Raw genomic sequence first — 16,913 nt, 5'->3', positions numbered from 1 at the left:
TCTCTTAATTTCGTAATCTATCATTTAGTTGCGCAATGGCTTTCCTTTTAAAAGCATGTGTTGCATACGCTGCTGTGATTTTGGTTCAGCCACAAGGCTAAGGAATGCTTCGCGCTCCAAGTCAAGTAAATATTGCTCATCGACTTCTGTTCCGTATGGCACTTTCCCGCCTGCAATTACATAGGCAAGCTTTTTGGCTATTTTCAAATCATGCTCTGAGATATAGCCGGAGTATAGCATTGCCTGTGCTCCAAGCAGCAGGGTTGCATAACCTGTTTCACCTACAACCGGCACTTTCTTGCGGACTGGAGGCTTATAGCCTTTCTCATGCAGTGCAAGGACAGCCTGCTTTGCATCATAAAGGAGATGGTCCCCATTCACACTGATGCCATCTGCCAGGTTCAGGAAGTTATTGTCTCTTGCTTCTTCGCCGGATGTTGAAACCTTTGCCATAGCAATTGATTCAAACACTTTATTCGCAACCTTTTGAAGGTCAAATTCCAAACCATTTGGCATGCTTTCAAGATGCTTCAAATAGAGCTCCTTGTTTCCGCTACCACCCGGGATAAGGCCGACACCCACTTCAACAAGTCCCATATATGTTTCACTTGATGCCTGAATATGTGCAGCAGGCAGACATACCTCAGCCCCGCCGCCAAGCGTCATGCCAAACGGAGCGGCAACAACCGGCTTCGCGCTGTACTTAATTTTCATCATGGCATTCTGGAAGTGGCGGACTACCATATCCAGTTCATAAATATTGTCATCCTGCGCTTCCATGAGAATCATCCCAAGGTTGGCACCTACACAGAAGTTCTTGCCCTGATTCCCGATTACAAGACCTTTGTAGTTCTTCTCCACTTCATCTACTGCAAAGTTGATCATCTGGATAATATCCAATCCAATGGCATTGCTTTGCGAATGGAACTCCAGCAATGCAACCCCATCACCTAAATCAACAAGGCTTGCACCGGTATTCTTTTTAATAACACCTTTTTGCTTCTTAAGCTGTTTTAAATTAATTACTTTAGGGTTTTCCTCAATTAATCTGTACTCGCCATTATGATAAAAATATTTCTGGCCATTTTCTTCTTTATAGAAGGAATTGAAGCCTTTTTCCAGCATCTCTTTTACCCATGCCGGCACTTCTTCGCCTGCTTCCTCTATTTTTCGAACCGATTTATCTACTCCAATGGCATCCCAGGTTTCAAATGGGCCCAGTTCCCATCCAAAGCCCCATTTCATCGCACGGTCTATCGCTGTCACATCATCAGCTATTTCGCCGTGGAGCTGTGCTGAATATAGAAGGGCGGGACTGAGAATGTTCCACAATAATTGGCCAGAACGATCATCTGAATATACAAGCGCTTTCAATTTTCCTGCAGTGCCCTTTGCCTGTTTGGCCAGTTCAGTCGATGCTGTCTTAAGCTTTTGGCGCGGGCCATATTCCAAGGTTTCCGGATTCAGTTCCAGAATCTCTTTGCCCTTTTTCAGGAAAAATCCTTGCCCTGTTTTGCTTCCAAGCCAGCCTTTCTCCTGCATCACTTTCATGAAGTCGGGAACTTTAAAAACATCCTTTTCTTTCCCATCCACCTGGTCATAAACATTGTTTGCCACGTGTATAAATGTATCAAGCCCTACTACATCAAGTGTTCTGAAGGTAGCACTTTTCGGCCGGCCAATCAGCGGCCCTGTTATGGAATCTACTTCGCCGACACTGTATTCTCCCTTGAGCATCTCCTGCACTGTAACCAGCAAGCCATATGTGCCGATTCGGTTGGCGATAAAGTTCGGTGTATCTTTTGCTTCAACTACTCCTTTTCCCAGTACATCTTCGCCAAATTGCTTCATAAATGACAGCACTTCAGAAGAAGTTTTTTTAGTAGGTATGACTTCAAGAAGCTTTAAGTAGCGGGGAGGATTAAAGAAATGTGTTCCAAGGAAGTTCTTTTGAAAATCTTCCGAGCGTCCTTCTGACATTGCTTCAACAGATATCCCGGACGTATTGGAGCTTACAATGCTCCCAGGCTTACGGTGCTGGTCAACTTTTTCAAAAACCTGCTTCTTTATGCTGAGGTTTTCCACTACAACTTCAATAATCCAATCGACATCTTTCAGACGCTCCATGTCATCTTCAAAGTTTCCTGCCTCAATCAAAGCTATATTTTTTTTAGAAGTTAATGGAGCAGGCTTCTGCTTTAACAACTTTTGGCGGTTTCCTTCACTGATACGATTTCGGACTTCTTTATTTTCAAGAGAAAGCCCTTTTGCCTTTTCTGCATCCGTTAATTCGCGAGGCGCGATATCCAGTAATAGTGTTGGAATTCCGATATTGGCCAAATGGGCTGCGATCCCAGAGCCCATGACTCCGGAGCCTAAGACTGCCGCCTTTTTTATTTGTTGGATCAACTTGATTTCCCCCTTTTGCTTTTTTGAATGAATACTCATTCATTTTAATATCAAAAAAAATATGCATCTCTTCTGAATGAGTTCTGTTAGTTATAACTATAAAATATTTGCAAAATTTACGCAATGATTTTAAGCGGAAATTTAAAAATGTTTTGAAATTTAATGGTGTCCAGTTTTTGTGCAATTTGTAATAACTGTTTTGGGCACTCTAAAAAAGAAACATTGTTAATTCGTGACGGAGGTGAAATAAATGGGAAAGATGAAAAAAGATCCTTCTAAGGCAGGAGTCAGTGCTGCAAGTGTCCATGGAGATGCGGGCCCGACTGTTGAAAGGGAAGGACCTAAGAAAAGAAATAGCCAAAATAATCAATATAAGCGATGAGCCGTTTTTTGAAAACAGGCTGGCTTCGGTCTTTTTATAGTTTGCATTATGCATATAGGTATATCATCTTGAGCAGAATAGCAAACATTTTTCAGAGGCAAAATATCTTCGAAAACAATTTAAATCGCTATTAGAATCGGAGGGAGAAATTATGCAGCAGCAAAATATGAACATGCAGAATCAGCAGGGTATTATGCAGCAGCCTCCTGCTGTCATTTCCACTAAAGATGCCCTTTACTTAACAGACATGCTTTCCTGGAATCTTCTTGCCTGTAAAAAAGCTCATTTTTACGCGCAGCAATGCCAGGACCAGGAGCTAAAAACACATTTCGAGCAATGCGGCCAAATGCATCAGCGTCACTACGAACAGCTGCTTGTTCATCTAAACCAGCAGAGTCAGCAAAACTTTATGGGAATGCAATAGGAAGGAGCATTGAAAATGAACCAGAACCAGAATCCCAATTCGATTCAAAATCCCGAAACACAGGTGAATAAAACACCGCATAGGAAGGAGCATTGAAAATGAACCAGAACCAGAATCCCAATTCGATTCAAAATCCCGAAACACAGGTGAATAAAACACCGCAAATGAATGAGCGGGATTTTACAAATGATATTCTGTCTACTGAAAAGTATATGACAGATGCCTATTCGGTTGCCTTAAATGAGGCAAGCCACCAGAGCCTGTATCAGGATATTCTTGCAGCATTCAATGAAACACAAAACCAGCAGAGAGAATTTTACAATCTAATGTTCAAAAAAGGCTGGTATAAGGTTGAAGCTGCAGATCAGCAAAAGCTCCAGCAATCCTATCAGCAGTTTCAGGGCTATACCAATCAATTGCCTTATGGCAATGGCCAGATGCAATAGGAAAAGCGGAAGCGCCTTGTCCACGATGGAACGCAGACTAAAAGCGCCACGTCCTGTGGCAACGTCTGCATGACCCCCATCCTCCCAAAAGCTGTTGCTTTCGGTCGTGCGATGTTTATGCTGACGAAGCATTCCTTGTCCTGGGTGCCTCATGCACAAGACGAGCCTCACGGAAAGGCGTTCTTTGCCTTTTTGGGAGGAGTGAACGAAATGTGGAGGCGACTGCTCAGTGACGACAAGCATAAGACGAGCCCTGCAAGAAGGTGTTCTTTCCTTCTGGAAGGGATTGGCTAGTCTTTCGTCCCTAGGAGCCGAAACAAGCCAAGCTTGTGACCTCGAGGGGGTAGGCGCTCCTCCTAAAAGCTAATGCTTTTAGGAGGGGCGATGATGTTGCTGTCGAAGTGTTCCTTGTGGAGCTAGACAATTATCGAATTTGAAAAATCCTAAAAAACAAAACCGCTGCTTTTGATGGCAGCGGTTTATTTAAATACAAAATGTCTTTACTTTTTTTTGCTTCTCATCTCTTCATTCAGTTTTTTTATTTCAGCTATCAGAGTTTTCATTTCCTCTTTTGCATCAGGATATGATTCATTCCAGTGCTTGGCTAGAGGCGGCATGGATTTCGCAATAAAAGAGTACAGCACCCAAGCTTCAACCTTTTCCTTTAACTCCGGGGAGGTCTCTCCAATTAGGAGTTCGGTATATTTTTCAAGCAGGCCATCCAGCTGTTCCTTCAACTTCTCATTCATTGCGATTCCTCCTTTGATTAGTTCAGCTATCAATCATTGGGTTAAAACGGCTACTGATTGAAATTTCATTTTATCCTGCAGGCCTGAGGACATGTCCCGCATCGTTTTCCGCTACTGGTCAAGTAGGAATAGCAGCATGTTTTCCTGGGCCTTACTGCTGTGCCGGTGTTTGCAATCACCATTTTCCTGCTGTCAAATTTCTTTATGGGATTCGTATTTTCACACCCGAATAAATTGCCTGGAGCCTCCTCCAGGATAAACCGATAATCTTCTGCCGCCCTTTCCGAATGTGATTCCACGGGTAAAATCTTTTCGTAAAGCCAGAACAAATAAATCGCAATATTCTCCCAAAGAATTAGTTTCGAGATTTTTGCTTCGCCTGCTATTCTATTGAGCAGCGGAAAGATATGGCCATTAAAAAGAGTGCGCACAGCATCCTCTCTCCATTGTTCCCTCTCCTTACCAGCACCTTGGCCCTGAAGGCGGGTAAATCGAAAGACCGGAAGCCACAGACCGTCTCTTTCCTGACTGACAATTGTAATATTTTCATGCCTGATATCCAATTTTACGTTCCAGGACGTCATGCAATACAAGTAAATGACAGGCAGAAAGGCATACCTTTTTATCAAAATAGAAGCTGCCGTTTTGTTATCAGGTGCTCCTAAATGGTTTTTCACTTTATTCAGATATGCACCCGTTTGAGTTGTGTCCAGCAAATTTTCCACATTAATGGTTAAAGGTGAGCTTTTCCCTGAATCCCGTGCAAGTCTGAACTGCCCGAGAGCTTCCGCCTGCTCTCCTGTTAATTTAATCATCCTTAAAGCCCTTGCCCCTTCAAAATACATCGCCCTTTTCCATAAGGGATGCAAAGAGGTGTGCCGAATAATGGGTCTATCGTCACTTCGCATTCCATGCCAAACACGTTTTTAACCAATCCGCAATTAATGACATGTTCCGGCTTGCCCTGAGCAAATACTTTTTGATCTTTTATCGCAACAATATTATGAGCATAGCGGCAGGCCAAATTCAGATCATGCAGCACCATGACGATGGTACGCTTTTCCTTTTCATTCAACTCGAATAATAAATCAAGGATTTCAATTTGATGTGTCATATCCAAATAGGTAGTAGGCTCATCCAGCAGAATGGTATCTGTATCCTGTGCCAGAGTCATGGCAATCCAGGCCCTCTGTCGCTGCCCCCCGGATAGGGAATCCACTGTCCGGTCTTTCAATTCTTCCATTCCTGTTGCCTTTAAAGCATTTCTGACTTTTAATTCGTCTTCAGTAGACCATTGCTTCAGCCATGTTTGATAGGGGTACCTTCCCTGTTTGACAAGCTGAAGCACTGTGAGTCCTTCCGGAGCTGAAGGAGATTGGGGCAGAATAGCCATTTTTCTGGCAACATCTTTCGTGGAAAGTTTGGCTACAGCCTCACCTTCCAATAATACAGCACCAGATTTTGGCTTTAGCAGCCTGGCAATAGACCTTAGCAATGTCGATTTTCCGCAGCCATTTCCACCAATAAATACAGTGATTTCCCCTTTAGGTATTTCCAGGTCCAGTTCATTAATAATAATGGTGTCTCCATATGACAAGGTTAAGTCTTTTGTAGCGATTGCTTGCCCTGCTGTCATCTCTGCCCTCTCCTTTTCCTAATATTTATATCTATAGGCTCTCCAGTTGCCTGTATCATACGAGTTTCAAGCTTTTCCAGCTTATGCGTTTCTTGTCTTGAAAAGCAGGTAAATAAAATAAGGTGCGCCGATGCTGGCTGTAAACACCCCCGCCGGAATTTCAAGCGGCGAGAACAAAGTCCTGCCTATCAGATCGGCTGCCATGACCAGGATTCCGCCAATCAGAGCAGAAGCCGGAAGCAAAGCTCCAAAAGCAGAGCCTACCATCCTTCGTGCCATATGAGGAGCCATTAAGCCGACAAAGCCTATCCCTCCGCCGAATGCTACAGCTCCGCCAATTAATGCCGTGCTGACCATCAGCAGCAGAAACCGGTATTTCTGTACAGTGCTGCCTACACCCATGGCAATATCATCGCCAAGTTCCTGAATATTAACATTGCGCGCCAGAATAAATGCCATTACCAGAAACATGAGTGTCCATGGGACTAACATTGCGACTTTGTCCCAATTCGAACCGTAAACTGTCCCGGTTATCCAGATATTCGCCTGGCTGGCCTGATAAATTGGCCCAAAGACCATCATCAAAGTGGTGAGTGCCTTCATTAAGCTTGCAAGCCCAATCCCAATTAAAACAAGGCGTATTGGCGACACTCCATCCTTGTAGGCTAGAAAATAAACAAGGAAAGCCAAAATAGCAGCACCCGCAAAAGCAGCAAGAGGCATCCAATTAATACTTACAGTTAATGCATTGTTTTTATCACTAAAGAAAGCAAGAAAACCTACAACTGCTACAGATGCTCCCCCTGTAATCCCGATAATATCAGGAGATGCAAGCGGATTTCTGATAATCCCCTGCAGGATTCCCCCCGCAGCAGCAAGCGCCATTCCCACCATTAAGGCAACGATGATTCTTGGAAGTCTGAATGACTGAATGATCAGCCTATCCATATCCGAACCACCGCCAAAGAATACCTGCACTACCTTTAGAGGGCTGATTTTCATTTCACCCGTGCCGGTGCTGATCACGAATACTCCAGCAGAAGCTGCTGCCAATAATAAAAAAGTGATAAGTGCCTTCCGGTTTACTAAAAAAGATATCTTATCGCCAAAAAGGCGCAGATTATAATATTTTTTCATTATTTATTGAACCCCCTTCTGGCAATATACACAAAGAAAGGAGTTCCAATGACGGCGGTCATGACGCCGACAGGTACTTCCTGCGGCATGATGATGTACCTTGATGATATGTCTGCAATCAGAAGGAGCATTCCGCCGAAAAGACCCGCATAAGGAATAACCCAGCGATGATCAATGCCAACGACAGCACGGGTCAAATGTGGAATGACAATGCCGAGGAAGCCTATGGGACCTGCGACAGCTACCGCTCCTCCTGACAGAAGCACAATAACAATGCCTGCTCCCAGTTTAAGCAATCCTGTTTTCAGGCCCAGCCCCTTCGCTACGTCCTCACCCATTGATAAGACGTTCAATTTCCCCGCAATGATGAGGGAAAAGATCCATCCGGCTAATAAATATGGAAATACTGCTGCGAGGGTCTCCAGCTTCCTTCCCGATACGGATCCTGCCAGCCAAAACAGCACCTGCTCAAGGGCAGTCTCATTAATGACGAGAAAGCCTTGTGTCATCGAAGCAAACATGGCACTCATTGCCGCACCGGCAAGGGTTAATTTCATCGGCGTCAGCCCTTCCCTGCCGATAGAGCCGATAATATATACAAAAATAAATGAAACAGCAGCTCCCAGAAATGAAACCCATGTAAAGACCTGCAGATTACTGATGGAAAATAGCGTTACTGTAATGACAACTGCAAATCCGGCACCTGCGTTAATTCCGAAAATCTCAGGTGCAGCAAGGGGATTCTTTGTTAATGACTGGAGCAGGACACCCGCAATCGCTAAGCTTGCCCCTACCGTCGCTGCAATCAATGCTCTCGGCAGACGGACAGATTGAATGATTATGTGTTCATTCGTTCCGTTGAAGTTTGTAAATGCATCAATTGCCATCTTCCAGGTTGTGTCGGTATATCCGTATACAATACTGAAAGACATTAATACTAATAATAGGAGAGCGGCTGCAAATAGCCCAGCCCATCTCAGAGAATTTGTTTTTAATAGCATAGCGAGACCCTTCTTGCGTCTATTTAATAAGGTTTAGTTACATTTTCAGTCTATTGTACAGAGGATTAGCTGTCAATGAGTTTGAAAATCATTTTCATTGATCATTATAAATATTTTAATGAAAATGATTTTCACTTACCTATTGACAATGTAAAGCGTTCACATTAGTATAAAAACATCAAATGAAAATGATTATCATTAACAACGCAAAATGGAGGAGTACATAATGAAATTCAAATCTTTACTTGCCATTCTTTCAGTTTTCACAATCTTATTCCTTGCTGCCTGCGGGAATAGCAGCGAACAGGATGAGAAAGCCGATAAGGAAAAAGAAGGAACAAAATCAGAAGATACAAGCTATACCGTTGAGCATGCAATGGGCACAACTAAGCTTGATAAAGCACCTGAAAAAGTTGTCATTTTGACAAACGAAGGTACAGAAGCATTACTTTCCATGGGTGTTACTCCAGTTGGTGCCGTTCAGTCCTGGACTGGCGATCCGTGGTATGACCATATCGCTGATGATATGAAAGATGTTCAGGTTGTGGGAACAGAGAGCGAAGTCAATGTAGAAGCAATCGCAGCACTGCAGCCGGACCTTATCATCGGCAACAAGATGCGCCAGGAAAAAATCTATGATCAATTAAATGATATTGCCCCTACTGTTTTTGCTGAAACATTGCGCGGAGACTGGAAGGAAAATTTCGAGCTTTACGCAAAAGCACTCAATAAAGAAGATGAAGGCAAAAAAGTCCTTGCTGATTATGACAGCCGCATCGAAGAAATTAAAACGAGCCTTGGCGATAAATTAGACCAGGAAGTTTCCATTGTACGCTTCATGGCTGGGGACGTCCGCATCTACCATAAAGACTCCTTCTCAGGCGTCATTCTTGATCAAATTGGACTTACGCGTCCGGAAAGCCAGAATGTTGATGACTTCGCTGAAAAGAATGCTACAAAAGAGCGCATTCCTGCCATGGATGGAGATGTATTATTCTACTTCACATATGAAACAGGCGATGGCGAAGCAAGCAAGCTTGCTGAAGAATGGATTGAAGATCCATTATTCAAAAACCTTAAAGTAGCTCAGGAAGGCAATGTTCATGAAGTCAGTGACACCATCTGGAATACTGCCGGAGGCGTGATTGCTGCTAACCTGCTTCTGGATGACATTGAGAAATACCTTGTGAAGTAAAGCAAAACTTGTGATTGCGCTCCCATAATACCCCCTCTTTTATGAGAGCTCAAATATATACTAGATTCAGCGCCTGCCCAACTGCCTTGAGTGGCCAGGCGCCGGAGCTGGACAAAAAGGAACCTGATCCAGGTTCCTTTTTTATTTGCCCTCACTATTTCCTTATATTTACCCGACATTCAAACCTTTTTTTATTGCCTTCCATTCATAAGTTTTCCAAAACCGGCAACAATAAGCGTAATGCCGAAAATGATGGTGATTTAGCTATGAGGAAATGGTTGAAGAATAAACGGATTAAAGAGGATGTAGAGCATAAGGAATGGGAGAAATCCTTCATTAAATCCAAAGACTTTAAAAAAATCTTTTATTATAACCAAAAAACGAATGTGCGTTTTGGACTTACTTTCATGGCTACTTTAATCGATGAAAATATTATCCAGGATGGTATTCTCCCAAATTTGCTGGAAGACGAGTTCCGCGAAATCGAAGACATTAAACAGCTTGTTCCTGTGGCTGATGTGCAGATTTGCGACGACCCTTCTTTAATTGAACAAAAGCTGATGAATGGCTACGTCATGCTGACGATTGAGACAGAGCTCAAACATTTCGGCTTTATAGCTGCGCAAAAAGAAATCGTCAGAGGTCTCAGCCAGCCTGAGGTTGAGTTTTCTGTTATCGGTCCCAAGGAAGCCTTTGTAGAATCTATGGGCCAAAATTTGAATTTAATCCGGAAACGTCTGCCTGTAAAAGAACTGATCATTGAAGAATTCACACTGGGAAGCCTGTCAAAGACTTCAGTCGCAATACTTTATATGGAAAATATCACAAATGAGGATAATGTAGACACTGTCAGGCAGAGACTTAAGAATGTGAAATTTGATGCCATCACAGACAGTTCGTATATTGTCCAGCTGATTAGCGATAACTCCAATTCCCCTTTCCCGCAGCTGCTTGATACAGAGCGGCCTGACAGGGTCGCGGGGATTTTGGCTGAGGGAAAAATCGCTATTGTGGTTGACGGCTCACCCCATGTATTAATTACGCCAACTACTCTCGTTGAGTTTTTCAGCTCATTTGAAGATTATTTTTTAAATTGGATATTATCTTCTTTCTTCCGGCTGATCCGTTTGTTCGCGGTTGCGTTTTCTATTCTGATTACACCTATTTATGTAGCAACTCTTTCATATCATTATGAACTGATTCCCAAGGATTTGATGAGTACTTTAATCACATCAAGGCGGGAGATTCCGCTTCCTCCTATTCTTGAAGCGCTGTTTCTGGAGCTTACGATTGAATTGCTTCGCGAGGCTGGAGCACGTCTTCCGACGAAGGTTGGCCAGACAATCGGTATCGTGGGAGGAATTGTAATAGGAACTGCATCTGTAGAAGCAGGCCTGACGAGTAACGTCCTGCTTATTATTGTAGCCCTTGCAGCTCTCGCTTCCTTTACAACACCTGTTTACAGAATGGGCAATACTATCCGTTTGCTTCGCTTCCCTTTTCTGTTTCTCGCAGAGTTATGGGGCCTGCTCGGAATTGTATTCTGCTTCTGTGTACTGTTGACTCATTTAACCAGGCTGACTTCACTTGGAAGGCCATTCCTTGAACCTCTCTATCCCCCTCGGGTGGTGGATATGAAGGATGCCCTTATCAGGCTTCCATTTGAAGCACAATCCAAAAGGCCAATTTTCTTAAGGACTAAGAACCCTATCCGCTTTAGCAAGAAAAAAGCAAAAAAGAAAAAAGATATTGATGAATAATGAAGCAGGTATCTGCTCAGAGCGTTTTGAGATTATCAAATGGAGGTGAACCAGATGAAGGAACAGCCAATACCAGAGAGATTACAAATATCCCCCTTTTTAGTATTTTACATGGTCATGTCCATACAAATCGGAATTGGCGTATTAGGATATCAGAGGATTATTGCAATGGATGCAGGCTATGATGCCTGGATTTCCATATTATTTGCCGGCGGGTGCATTCACGTAATTATTTGGTTGATTTATAAAATTTGCGATACTGCTGGCGGTGATATTGTATCTGCACATAAATACATCGCAGGCAACTTTATTGGCAAAGCACTCAGCGCCATTTTTATTGGCTATTTTATCCTGTTCTCCTTAACAGTTTTAAGGACATTTATTGAGGTCATACAGGTTTGGATGTTTCCTGAAATCAGCACCTTCTGGTTCTCCTTTGCCTTTATGGCACTTTGTGTATACATTATTTTTGGGGGATTTAGGACAGTCGTGGGTATCGCATTCTTTGGGCTTGTTTTGCCGGCCTACCTTCTCCTCACATTTGGCTGGGCGATAAAATTCTCCAACTATTACAATCTGCTGCCCATTTGGGATCATTCCATAAAAGAGCTGCTTACTGCTTCTTACCATATGTCCCTTACTTTTATCGGGTTTGAAAGCATCATTTTTTTCTACCCTTTTATTAAAGAGCCAAAAAAATCACAGAAATGGGCTCATTTGGCCGTATTGACAACTACTCTTATTTACACGGTTTTAGCCATCATTACCTTTGCCTATTTTTCCGAAGAGCAGCTGTCTAAACAAATTTGGGCAAGTTTAACAATGTGGAAAATAGTTGAAATGCCTTTTGTTGAACGATTTGAATACATTGGAATTGCCAACTGGAACTTAATCATTCTTCCTAATGTGTGCATATCCGTCTGGATCGCCTCACGGCTCATTAAAAGGGTCTTTAATATCCGCCAGAAAGTGGGCGTGTTTTTTGTTGTTGCCGCAGTGCTATCCATTATAAATTTTTTGGATACAAGGGAAAAAATTAATATGCTAAATGACTCTGTTGGCAAAATGGGATTTGTTTTTAACTTTATTTATATTCCTTTGCTTTTCGCTGCTGTCATGATCGCCAAGAAGCTGAAAAAGGGGAAGAAGAAATGAAAAATCTGCTGATTATCTGTCTTATGCTGTTGCTTTCCGGCTGTGTGGACAAAGAAATACTCGATGATATTAACATTGAAGTAGGAGTTGGCTACGATTTAGCAGAGGATTCAAAAGACAAATACAGAGGAACAGTATTATTTCAGGAATTCCAGCCTGATAAAAGTGTGATAAACCGGACCTTTTCAGGAAGCGGAAAGCTCCGGCAAGATCTTTTAATAGATGTGACCCGGCAATCATCTGAGCCGGTAGTGACAGGCGGGTTAAAAGTTGCGGTCTTCGGACCTAAAATTTCCAGACAAGGGATCTATGACCTGATAGATTCTTTTCAAAGAGACCCAAGTATAGGGGCACGGGTATTTGTTGTGACCTCGGAGGATAAAGCGGAAGAAGTGATGAAGGGAGAGTATGGAACAAGGGGCAATTCAACTTACATATATAATTTGATACAGCATAATATTGATAATCGGGATATTCCGAAAACCAACCTTCACATTGTTTCCCGTGATTATTATGAGACAGGGAAAGATACTTTTCTTCCCCGCATCAAAAAGATTGCGGATGATAAAGTGGAGATAATTGGAGTGAGCCTTTTCGACAAGGATAAGGAGGTAGAAATCCTGCCTTTAAAGGATTTGTTCTTTTTTAAACTGCTGGTTGACAAATATAGTAAAGGAAATTTCGATGTTAAGTTAGAAAAAGGAAATTTTGCTGCTGTTAAGAGTATTAAATCCAAACATAAAATTAAAATTACTGATAATCACGCTTCCATTAACATTAATATTGAAGGCATTATCCGTGAGTATACCGGCAGAAAGCTGACTTCAGAGGTGGTTAATGACGTTGAAAAAAAACTGGAGAAAAAGGTTGAAAGGGAATGCCTCAAGCTGCTGAAGCAGTTTCAGGAGCTTGGAATCGATCCAGTTGGGCTGGGCCAAATTAAAAAAACACAGCACCGCAAATTTGATTATAAAAAGTGGGAGGATGAATATAAAACGCTTGAATTTGATGTTAAATGCAATGTCAATGTCGAAGAAACCGGCATTATTGAGTAAGAGCGGGCTTTAATAAGCCCGCTCTTTCTATTTAATCACTAGTTGAGAACATATATTTTTTATAATGGTAGCGAATGGAAAAAATCAGCCCCATGGCCAGCATATTCCCCATCAGCGAGCTTCCTCCATAGCTGATGAAAGGAAGCGGAATGCCTGTGATAGGTAAAAGGCCGATGGTCATTCCGATATTTTGAAAGACATGGAATGTAACCATGCTGATAACACCTACACAAATATAGGTGTAGAAGTTGTTCTTCGTTTCCATGCCAATCTTGGTAATATGGTAAATCAGCAGAAAGAAAAGGCTGACAACAATGCTTGCCCCTACAAAACCAAATTCTTCACCTACAATACTGAAGATAAAGTCGGTATGGCTTTCAGGCAGATAGACCTCCCTCGTTCCATATCCTTTCCCGCTTGTTTCCCCGGATCCAATGGCAAGGAGAGAACGCGTCAGCTGAAATCCGGTTGAACTTTGGTAATTATAGGGGTCAATCCAGGAATAGATGCGGGCAAACTGATATTCCTTTACTCCCAGATACTTCTCAAGGATATCCGGATGCCATAAAACAAAATATAAAATGGTGCCTGCAAAAGCCGCTCCTGTTCCAAATATAGGGGCCAGCAGCTTCCAGCTGATTCCTGAAATGAAGATCATGCCAAGCATGATTGCCAGAAATACAAGGCTTGTCCCTAAATCGGGCTGCTGCATAACCAGCAGCAGGGGCACCATTGTTAGTCCAGCCAATTTAATCAGCAGCCATAAATCAGTCTGCATGGTTTTGTATTGATTTTTTTGATGATGCTCGTCAATCGTTTTCGCCAATACCAAAATAATGAACACTTTAACAAGCTCAGCAGGCTGAAGGGAACCCATTCCCGGAACCTTGTACCATGCTTTTGCCCCATTAATGACTGGAGCTATGCTTGCTGGCGCCACAACCAGGAAGCCAAGCAGTACAATGCCCAGGCCATACACATACCAGGAAATCTTCTTCAGCTGATCAGAATCCAATGTGATTACCGCAGCGATGATTCCTGTTCCCACGGCATACCAGACAACCTGCTTCAAAAGGAAGTTTTCTGTATACTGCCCTGTTGTTTGTGCACTGTAAATAGATATGGCACTTACCAGGAATAGCAGCATCAATATTAATACTAAGCCCCAATCCAGCTTAGGAGGTGTATATCGGTTAGAGGTCATGATTATTCTTCTCCTTTAAAAAACAAAACCATTTACCTTTCAAGGCATAACGGAGCACAGTGCAAGGAATAGCATATGTACCTCACATTATTCCTCGCTACAATATTTCATTATATTTTTTATAGAGATAAATCACAACTTCTAAAAGCGAATGGTTATTATTTCAAATTTTCACGATTACTGAGAATGGTTATTTACGGCCATAATCAGCATAGTCTAAGATACTCTCGATACGGATGCAAAGGGTATTAAGACCCGGTTTTTAACTTCCCGCTGAAATATCTCACTTTTATATCATCTCTCATCCACTCGAGATTATTAGGCACCTGAGGGATACTGTAGCCGATGAAAATAGGCGTTGTAATATAGCGCGGAACAATTTTCGCGTAAATCTCCCTGCCCAGCTTGTAGAAAAACAAGTTATAACTATTGCTTGGAAAAGGGAAGGCATTCAGAATATAATGCGCGGCGGTCTGGATACATTTCGCAAAGTACGGAATATCATCCTGATCGGCAAGCTTCACATTAAATTCATAAAAGCCGATTCTCGGGGAAGTCGATAAAGTGAACACCGTGCCGCTTTCCTCATGAATGAGGAGCCCTTCAAAATCCTGCGCCTGAATTTTTTCCTTGTAATCAATATTTTTCAATCCCACAATCTGCATATGCGGGTGGGCGATACTTCCCCCGGATAATGGGCCATGGTTTTTGAAAAATAATACAGATTCATATTCCCCGCTTTTTTCCATAAGCAGCCAATGTTTTAAACCAAATGAAATTAACCTGACCAAATGCTCCTCAGGGTAAACAGACAGCTCACCATCACATTGATCCGTTTCAATCAGCACTGTCTGATAGGAGTTTTCCAGAACAGGATACTTATTTTTCAGCAAAATAATTGAATCGTCTACGGCAATGATATCTGTCAGCTCCTCCCTTGCACAAAAAGGGCAGCTGATATCCTTATTCCGAATGCTATTAGGCTTTTGGACCCCAATCCCCGTATTAAAATGCAAATGTGTATCTGACATATCTCTGACACCTGCTTTTCTGTAATCTCTCCTTCTATATTATCATGAAACTGGAAGTAGAGTATCTGTGCCAGTTTCATCGGTGCTCTAGTCAGAAGGCTCTTGGGGGGCGGGGAAAGAGTTCGGACATTCACCGGAATTTTCCGGGGTTTGATTCTGAAGTTGCACCATGTTCGGACTCAAACTGACTGCATACTGCCGCTTGTGTCTGAAGTTTCTCTGACTTCCGACTCAAACTGACTTTATCCTCTGGTTTGTGTCTGAAGTTGCTCCGACTTCGGACTTTCACCGGGCTTTTCGGGGGTTTTGTGCCCGAAGTTCCCGCCAAAACTTTATCTGGTAAACTAAAAGAATCAGCGGGGTAATTAATCCTCCCCGCTGAAAAATATTTAATGCACCGTTAATTCAGTTTCTGTGTGCTCGTGAATGTCGTCGCCTTTTTCAACATGTGTCGTGATGGTGTATGTGCCTGCATTTGTAAATAGATGGCCGGCAGCGTAATTGCCCGGTTCTGTTTCAGACATATTTACCCATTGAGGTGTTGCACCATTCAGTGAGATTTCAAGCTTTACTTTAGCGTCCGCCAGCGGTTCCCCTTTATTATCAACCAGGGCAGATAATTGTGTTTGTTCATTCGCATGGATTTGGTCAGGGGCCTGCAGCTCAATGGATACCTCACCGCCATGGCCGTGAGAGTGTCCTTCTTCATGGCTCTCATTTTCCTGGTCATGCCCAGTTCCTGAGTCCTCCGCTTTTGCTTCACCAACTTGTACCGAAACCATTGGCATGGTATGCTGGCTTCTTGCCGTAACATGGGACTGAACATAGTAAAGGCCTTCCTCAGTAAAAGTATGATCAGCAGTATATTTACCTTCTGAGCCGTGCTTTGCCTCTATCATTTCACCGTTTTCTTTTTGTCCTTCCTGCCAGATTTCAAATTTCACCTCATCCGCATCTGTTACAGCCTCATCGCCTTGTTTGACAGTGACAGCAAAGGCTGCCTCCTCGCCAGGGTTCAAAGTTTCAGGCACCTCGATGACAGCTTCAATAATTTGCGGCACTTCACCGTTATTAGCAGGCTTTTCTTCTTCTGATTGGCTGCACCCTCCAAGAACAAGTAACCCCGCCATTATGCTGAATAATATCTTTTTCAATTTAGTGTCCCTCTCTTTATCTATATTGTTCTTTGATAAGATAACTATAATAGCCATTTGTGATAAAACAATGAAATCTTTTCAAAAAATAAAAGGCCCTTTCAGGCCTTTTAAGATTTAGTACAAAGGATTGCTTTTTATTATGTATTTTATACTATTTGGATGCAAGATCATT

16 protein-coding genes are annotated in these 16,913 nt (G+C 42.6%); 7 read left to right on the top strand and 9 right to left on the bottom strand.

Translation table 11 applies throughout. From position 1 onward, the window contains the following. Positions 1–24 precede the first annotated feature (24 nt). A complete protein-coding gene (locus tag PBF_RS08900) occupies positions 25–2,406 on the bottom strand; it encodes a 3-hydroxyacyl-CoA dehydrogenase/enoyl-CoA hydratase family protein (protein ID WP_035329389.1) in 2,382 nt (793 codons plus the stop codon). A 253-nt stretch (positions 2,407–2,659) separates the two neighbouring features. On the opposite strand from PBF_RS08900, the gene PBF_RS25380 reads away from it, so the two are divergent. From PBF_RS25380 to PBF_RS08890, 3 genes are all read left to right on the top strand, one after another. After that, complete coding sequence (locus PBF_RS25380) at positions 2,660–2,791, top strand: YuzL family protein (protein ID WP_081757252.1); 132 nt, start codon at positions 2,660–2,662, stop codon at positions 2,789–2,791. A 151-nt stretch (positions 2,792–2,942) separates the two neighbouring features. Then, positions 2,943–3,215, top strand: coding sequence for a hypothetical protein (locus PBF_RS08895; RefSeq protein ID WP_035329342.1), 273 nt, complete (start codon positions 2,943–2,945; stop codon positions 3,213–3,215). Between the two features lie 98 nt (positions 3,216–3,313). Next, positions 3,314–3,661 (top strand): spore coat protein, encoded by a 348-nt coding sequence (locus PBF_RS08890; RefSeq protein ID WP_035329341.1) that lies wholly within the window; start codon positions 3,314–3,316, stop codon positions 3,659–3,661. A 500-nt stretch (positions 3,662–4,161) separates the two neighbouring features. Here PBF_RS08890 and PBF_RS08880 read toward each other — a convergent pair whose 3' ends face one another. From PBF_RS08880 to PBF_RS08860, 5 genes are all read right to left on the bottom strand, one after another. Continuing rightward, a complete protein-coding gene (locus PBF_RS08880; RefSeq protein ID WP_035329339.1) occupies positions 4,162–4,410 on the bottom strand; it encodes a YusU family protein in 249 nt (82 codons plus the stop codon). 65 nt (positions 4,411–4,475) lie between these two features. Next, entirely contained in the window at positions 4,476–5,225 is a 750-nt protein-coding gene (locus PBF_RS08875; RefSeq protein WP_081757255.1) for an IucA/IucC family C-terminal-domain containing protein, read from the bottom strand. Between the two features lie 2 nt (positions 5,226–5,227). Further along, on the bottom strand, positions 5,228–6,046 hold the full coding sequence (locus PBF_RS08870) for an ABC transporter ATP-binding protein (RefSeq protein ID WP_035329338.1): 819 nt from the start codon (positions 6,044–6,046) through the stop codon (positions 5,228–5,230). 81 nt (positions 6,047–6,127) lie between these two features. Further along, positions 6,128–7,183: a FecCD family ABC transporter permease gene (locus PBF_RS08865; protein ID WP_035329337.1), complete on the bottom strand. Its 1,056-nt coding sequence runs from the start codon at positions 7,181–7,183 to the stop codon at positions 6,128–6,130. Beyond that, on the bottom strand, positions 7,183–8,184 hold the full coding sequence (locus PBF_RS08860; RefSeq protein WP_035329336.1) for a FecCD family ABC transporter permease: 1,002 nt from the start codon (positions 8,182–8,184) through the stop codon (positions 7,183–7,185). Before PBF_RS08860 ends, PBF_RS08865 begins: the two co-directional genes overlap by 1 nt. A 226-nt stretch (positions 8,185–8,410) precedes the next feature. On the opposite strand from PBF_RS08860, the gene PBF_RS08855 reads away from it, so the two are divergent. The 4 genes from PBF_RS08855 to PBF_RS08840 all read left to right on the top strand — a co-directional run bounded on the left by PBF_RS08855 (position 8,411) and on the right by PBF_RS08840 (position 13,349). After that, positions 8,411–9,379, top strand: coding sequence for an ABC transporter substrate-binding protein (locus PBF_RS08855; RefSeq protein ID WP_035329335.1), 969 nt, complete (start codon positions 8,411–8,413; stop codon positions 9,377–9,379). A gap of 266 nt (positions 9,380–9,645) precedes the next feature. Continuing rightward, the gene (locus PBF_RS08850; RefSeq protein ID WP_035329387.1) at positions 9,646–11,139 is read left to right on the top strand and encodes a spore germination protein; all 1,494 of its coding nucleotides are present in this window, start codon (positions 9,646–9,648) and stop codon (positions 11,137–11,139) included. 54 nt (positions 11,140–11,193) lie between these two features. Then, the gene (locus PBF_RS08845; protein WP_035329334.1) at positions 11,194–12,294 is read left to right on the top strand and encodes a GerAB/ArcD/ProY family transporter; all 1,101 of its coding nucleotides are present in this window, start codon (positions 11,194–11,196) and stop codon (positions 12,292–12,294) included. Further along, a complete protein-coding gene (locus tag PBF_RS08840; protein WP_035329333.1) occupies positions 12,291–13,349 on the top strand; it encodes a Ger(x)C family spore germination protein in 1,059 nt (352 codons plus the stop codon). Before PBF_RS08845 ends, PBF_RS08840 begins: the two co-directional genes overlap by 4 nt. A 31-nt stretch (positions 13,350–13,380) precedes the next feature. Here the strand turns inward: PBF_RS08840 and rodA are convergent, their stop codons facing one another. The 3 genes from rodA to PBF_RS08825 form a co-directional block, all read right to left on the bottom strand. After that, positions 13,381–14,553: a rod shape-determining protein RodA gene (gene rodA / locus PBF_RS08835; protein ID WP_035329332.1), complete on the bottom strand. Its 1,173-nt coding sequence runs from the start codon at positions 14,551–14,553 to the stop codon at positions 13,381–13,383. Positions 14,554–14,801: 248 nt separating this feature from the next. Further along, on the bottom strand, positions 14,802–15,584 hold the full coding sequence (locus PBF_RS08830) for a DUF4931 domain-containing protein (protein WP_035329331.1): 783 nt from the start codon (positions 15,582–15,584) through the stop codon (positions 14,802–14,804). Positions 15,585–15,973: 389 nt separating this feature from the next. Then, complete coding sequence (locus PBF_RS08825; protein WP_035329330.1) at positions 15,974–16,738, bottom strand: FixH family protein; 765 nt, start codon at positions 16,736–16,738, stop codon at positions 15,974–15,976. Positions 16,739–16,913: the final 175 nt, after the last annotated feature.

The organism is Cytobacillus firmus DS1, from assembly GCF_000565285.1.
Lineage (GTDB): Bacteria > Bacillota > Bacilli > Bacillales > Cytobacillaceae > Cytobacillus > Cytobacillus firmus_A.
Note: the sequence above shows the minus strand (reverse complement) of the source record. Positions and strands in the feature narration are given on the sequence as shown.

What these genes read in the sequence shown, in the direction of transcription:
- PBF_RS08850 (WP_035329387.1), top strand. Translation starts at nt 9,646, where the DNA reads ATGAGGAAATGGTTGAAGAATAAACGGATTAAAGAGGATGTAGAGCAT.
- PBF_RS08845 (WP_035329334.1), top strand. Translation starts at nt 11,194, where the DNA reads ATGAAGGAACAGCCAATACCAGAGAGATTACAAATATCCCCCTTTTTA.
- rodA (WP_035329332.1), bottom strand. Translation starts at nt 14,553, where the DNA reads ATGACCTCTAACCGATATACACCTCCTAAGCTGGATTGGGGCTTAGTA.
- PBF_RS08855 (WP_035329335.1), top strand. Translation starts at nt 8,411, where the DNA reads ATGAAATTCAAATCTTTACTTGCCATTCTTTCAGTTTTCACAATCTTA.
- PBF_RS08875 (WP_081757255.1), bottom strand. Translation starts at nt 5,225, where the DNA reads ATGATTAAATTAACAGGAGAGCAGGCGGAAGCTCTCGGGCAGTTCAGA.
- PBF_RS08890 (WP_035329341.1), top strand. Translation starts at nt 3,314, where the DNA reads ATGAACCAGAACCAGAATCCCAATTCGATTCAAAATCCCGAAACACAG.
- PBF_RS08830 (WP_035329331.1), bottom strand. Translation starts at nt 15,584, where the DNA reads ATGTCAGATACACATTTGCATTTTAATACGGGGATTGGGGTCCAAAAG.
- PBF_RS08880 (WP_035329339.1), bottom strand. Translation starts at nt 4,410, where the DNA reads ATGAATGAGAAGTTGAAGGAACAGCTGGATGGCCTGCTTGAAAAATAT.
- PBF_RS25380 (WP_081757252.1), top strand. Translation starts at nt 2,660, where the DNA reads ATGGGAAAGATGAAAAAAGATCCTTCTAAGGCAGGAGTCAGTGCTGCA.
- PBF_RS08840 (WP_035329333.1), top strand. Translation starts at nt 12,291, where the DNA reads ATGAAAAATCTGCTGATTATCTGTCTTATGCTGTTGCTTTCCGGCTGT.
- PBF_RS08895 (WP_035329342.1), top strand. Translation starts at nt 2,943, where the DNA reads ATGCAGCAGCAAAATATGAACATGCAGAATCAGCAGGGTATTATGCAG.
- PBF_RS08865 (WP_035329337.1), bottom strand. Translation starts at nt 7,183, where the DNA reads ATGAAAAAATATTATAATCTGCGCCTTTTTGGCGATAAGATATCTTTT.
- PBF_RS08870 (WP_035329338.1), bottom strand. Translation starts at nt 6,046, where the DNA reads ATGACAGCAGGGCAAGCAATCGCTACAAAAGACTTAACCTTGTCATAT.
- PBF_RS08860 (WP_035329336.1), bottom strand. Translation starts at nt 8,184, where the DNA reads ATGCTATTAAAAACAAATTCTCTGAGATGGGCTGGGCTATTTGCAGCC.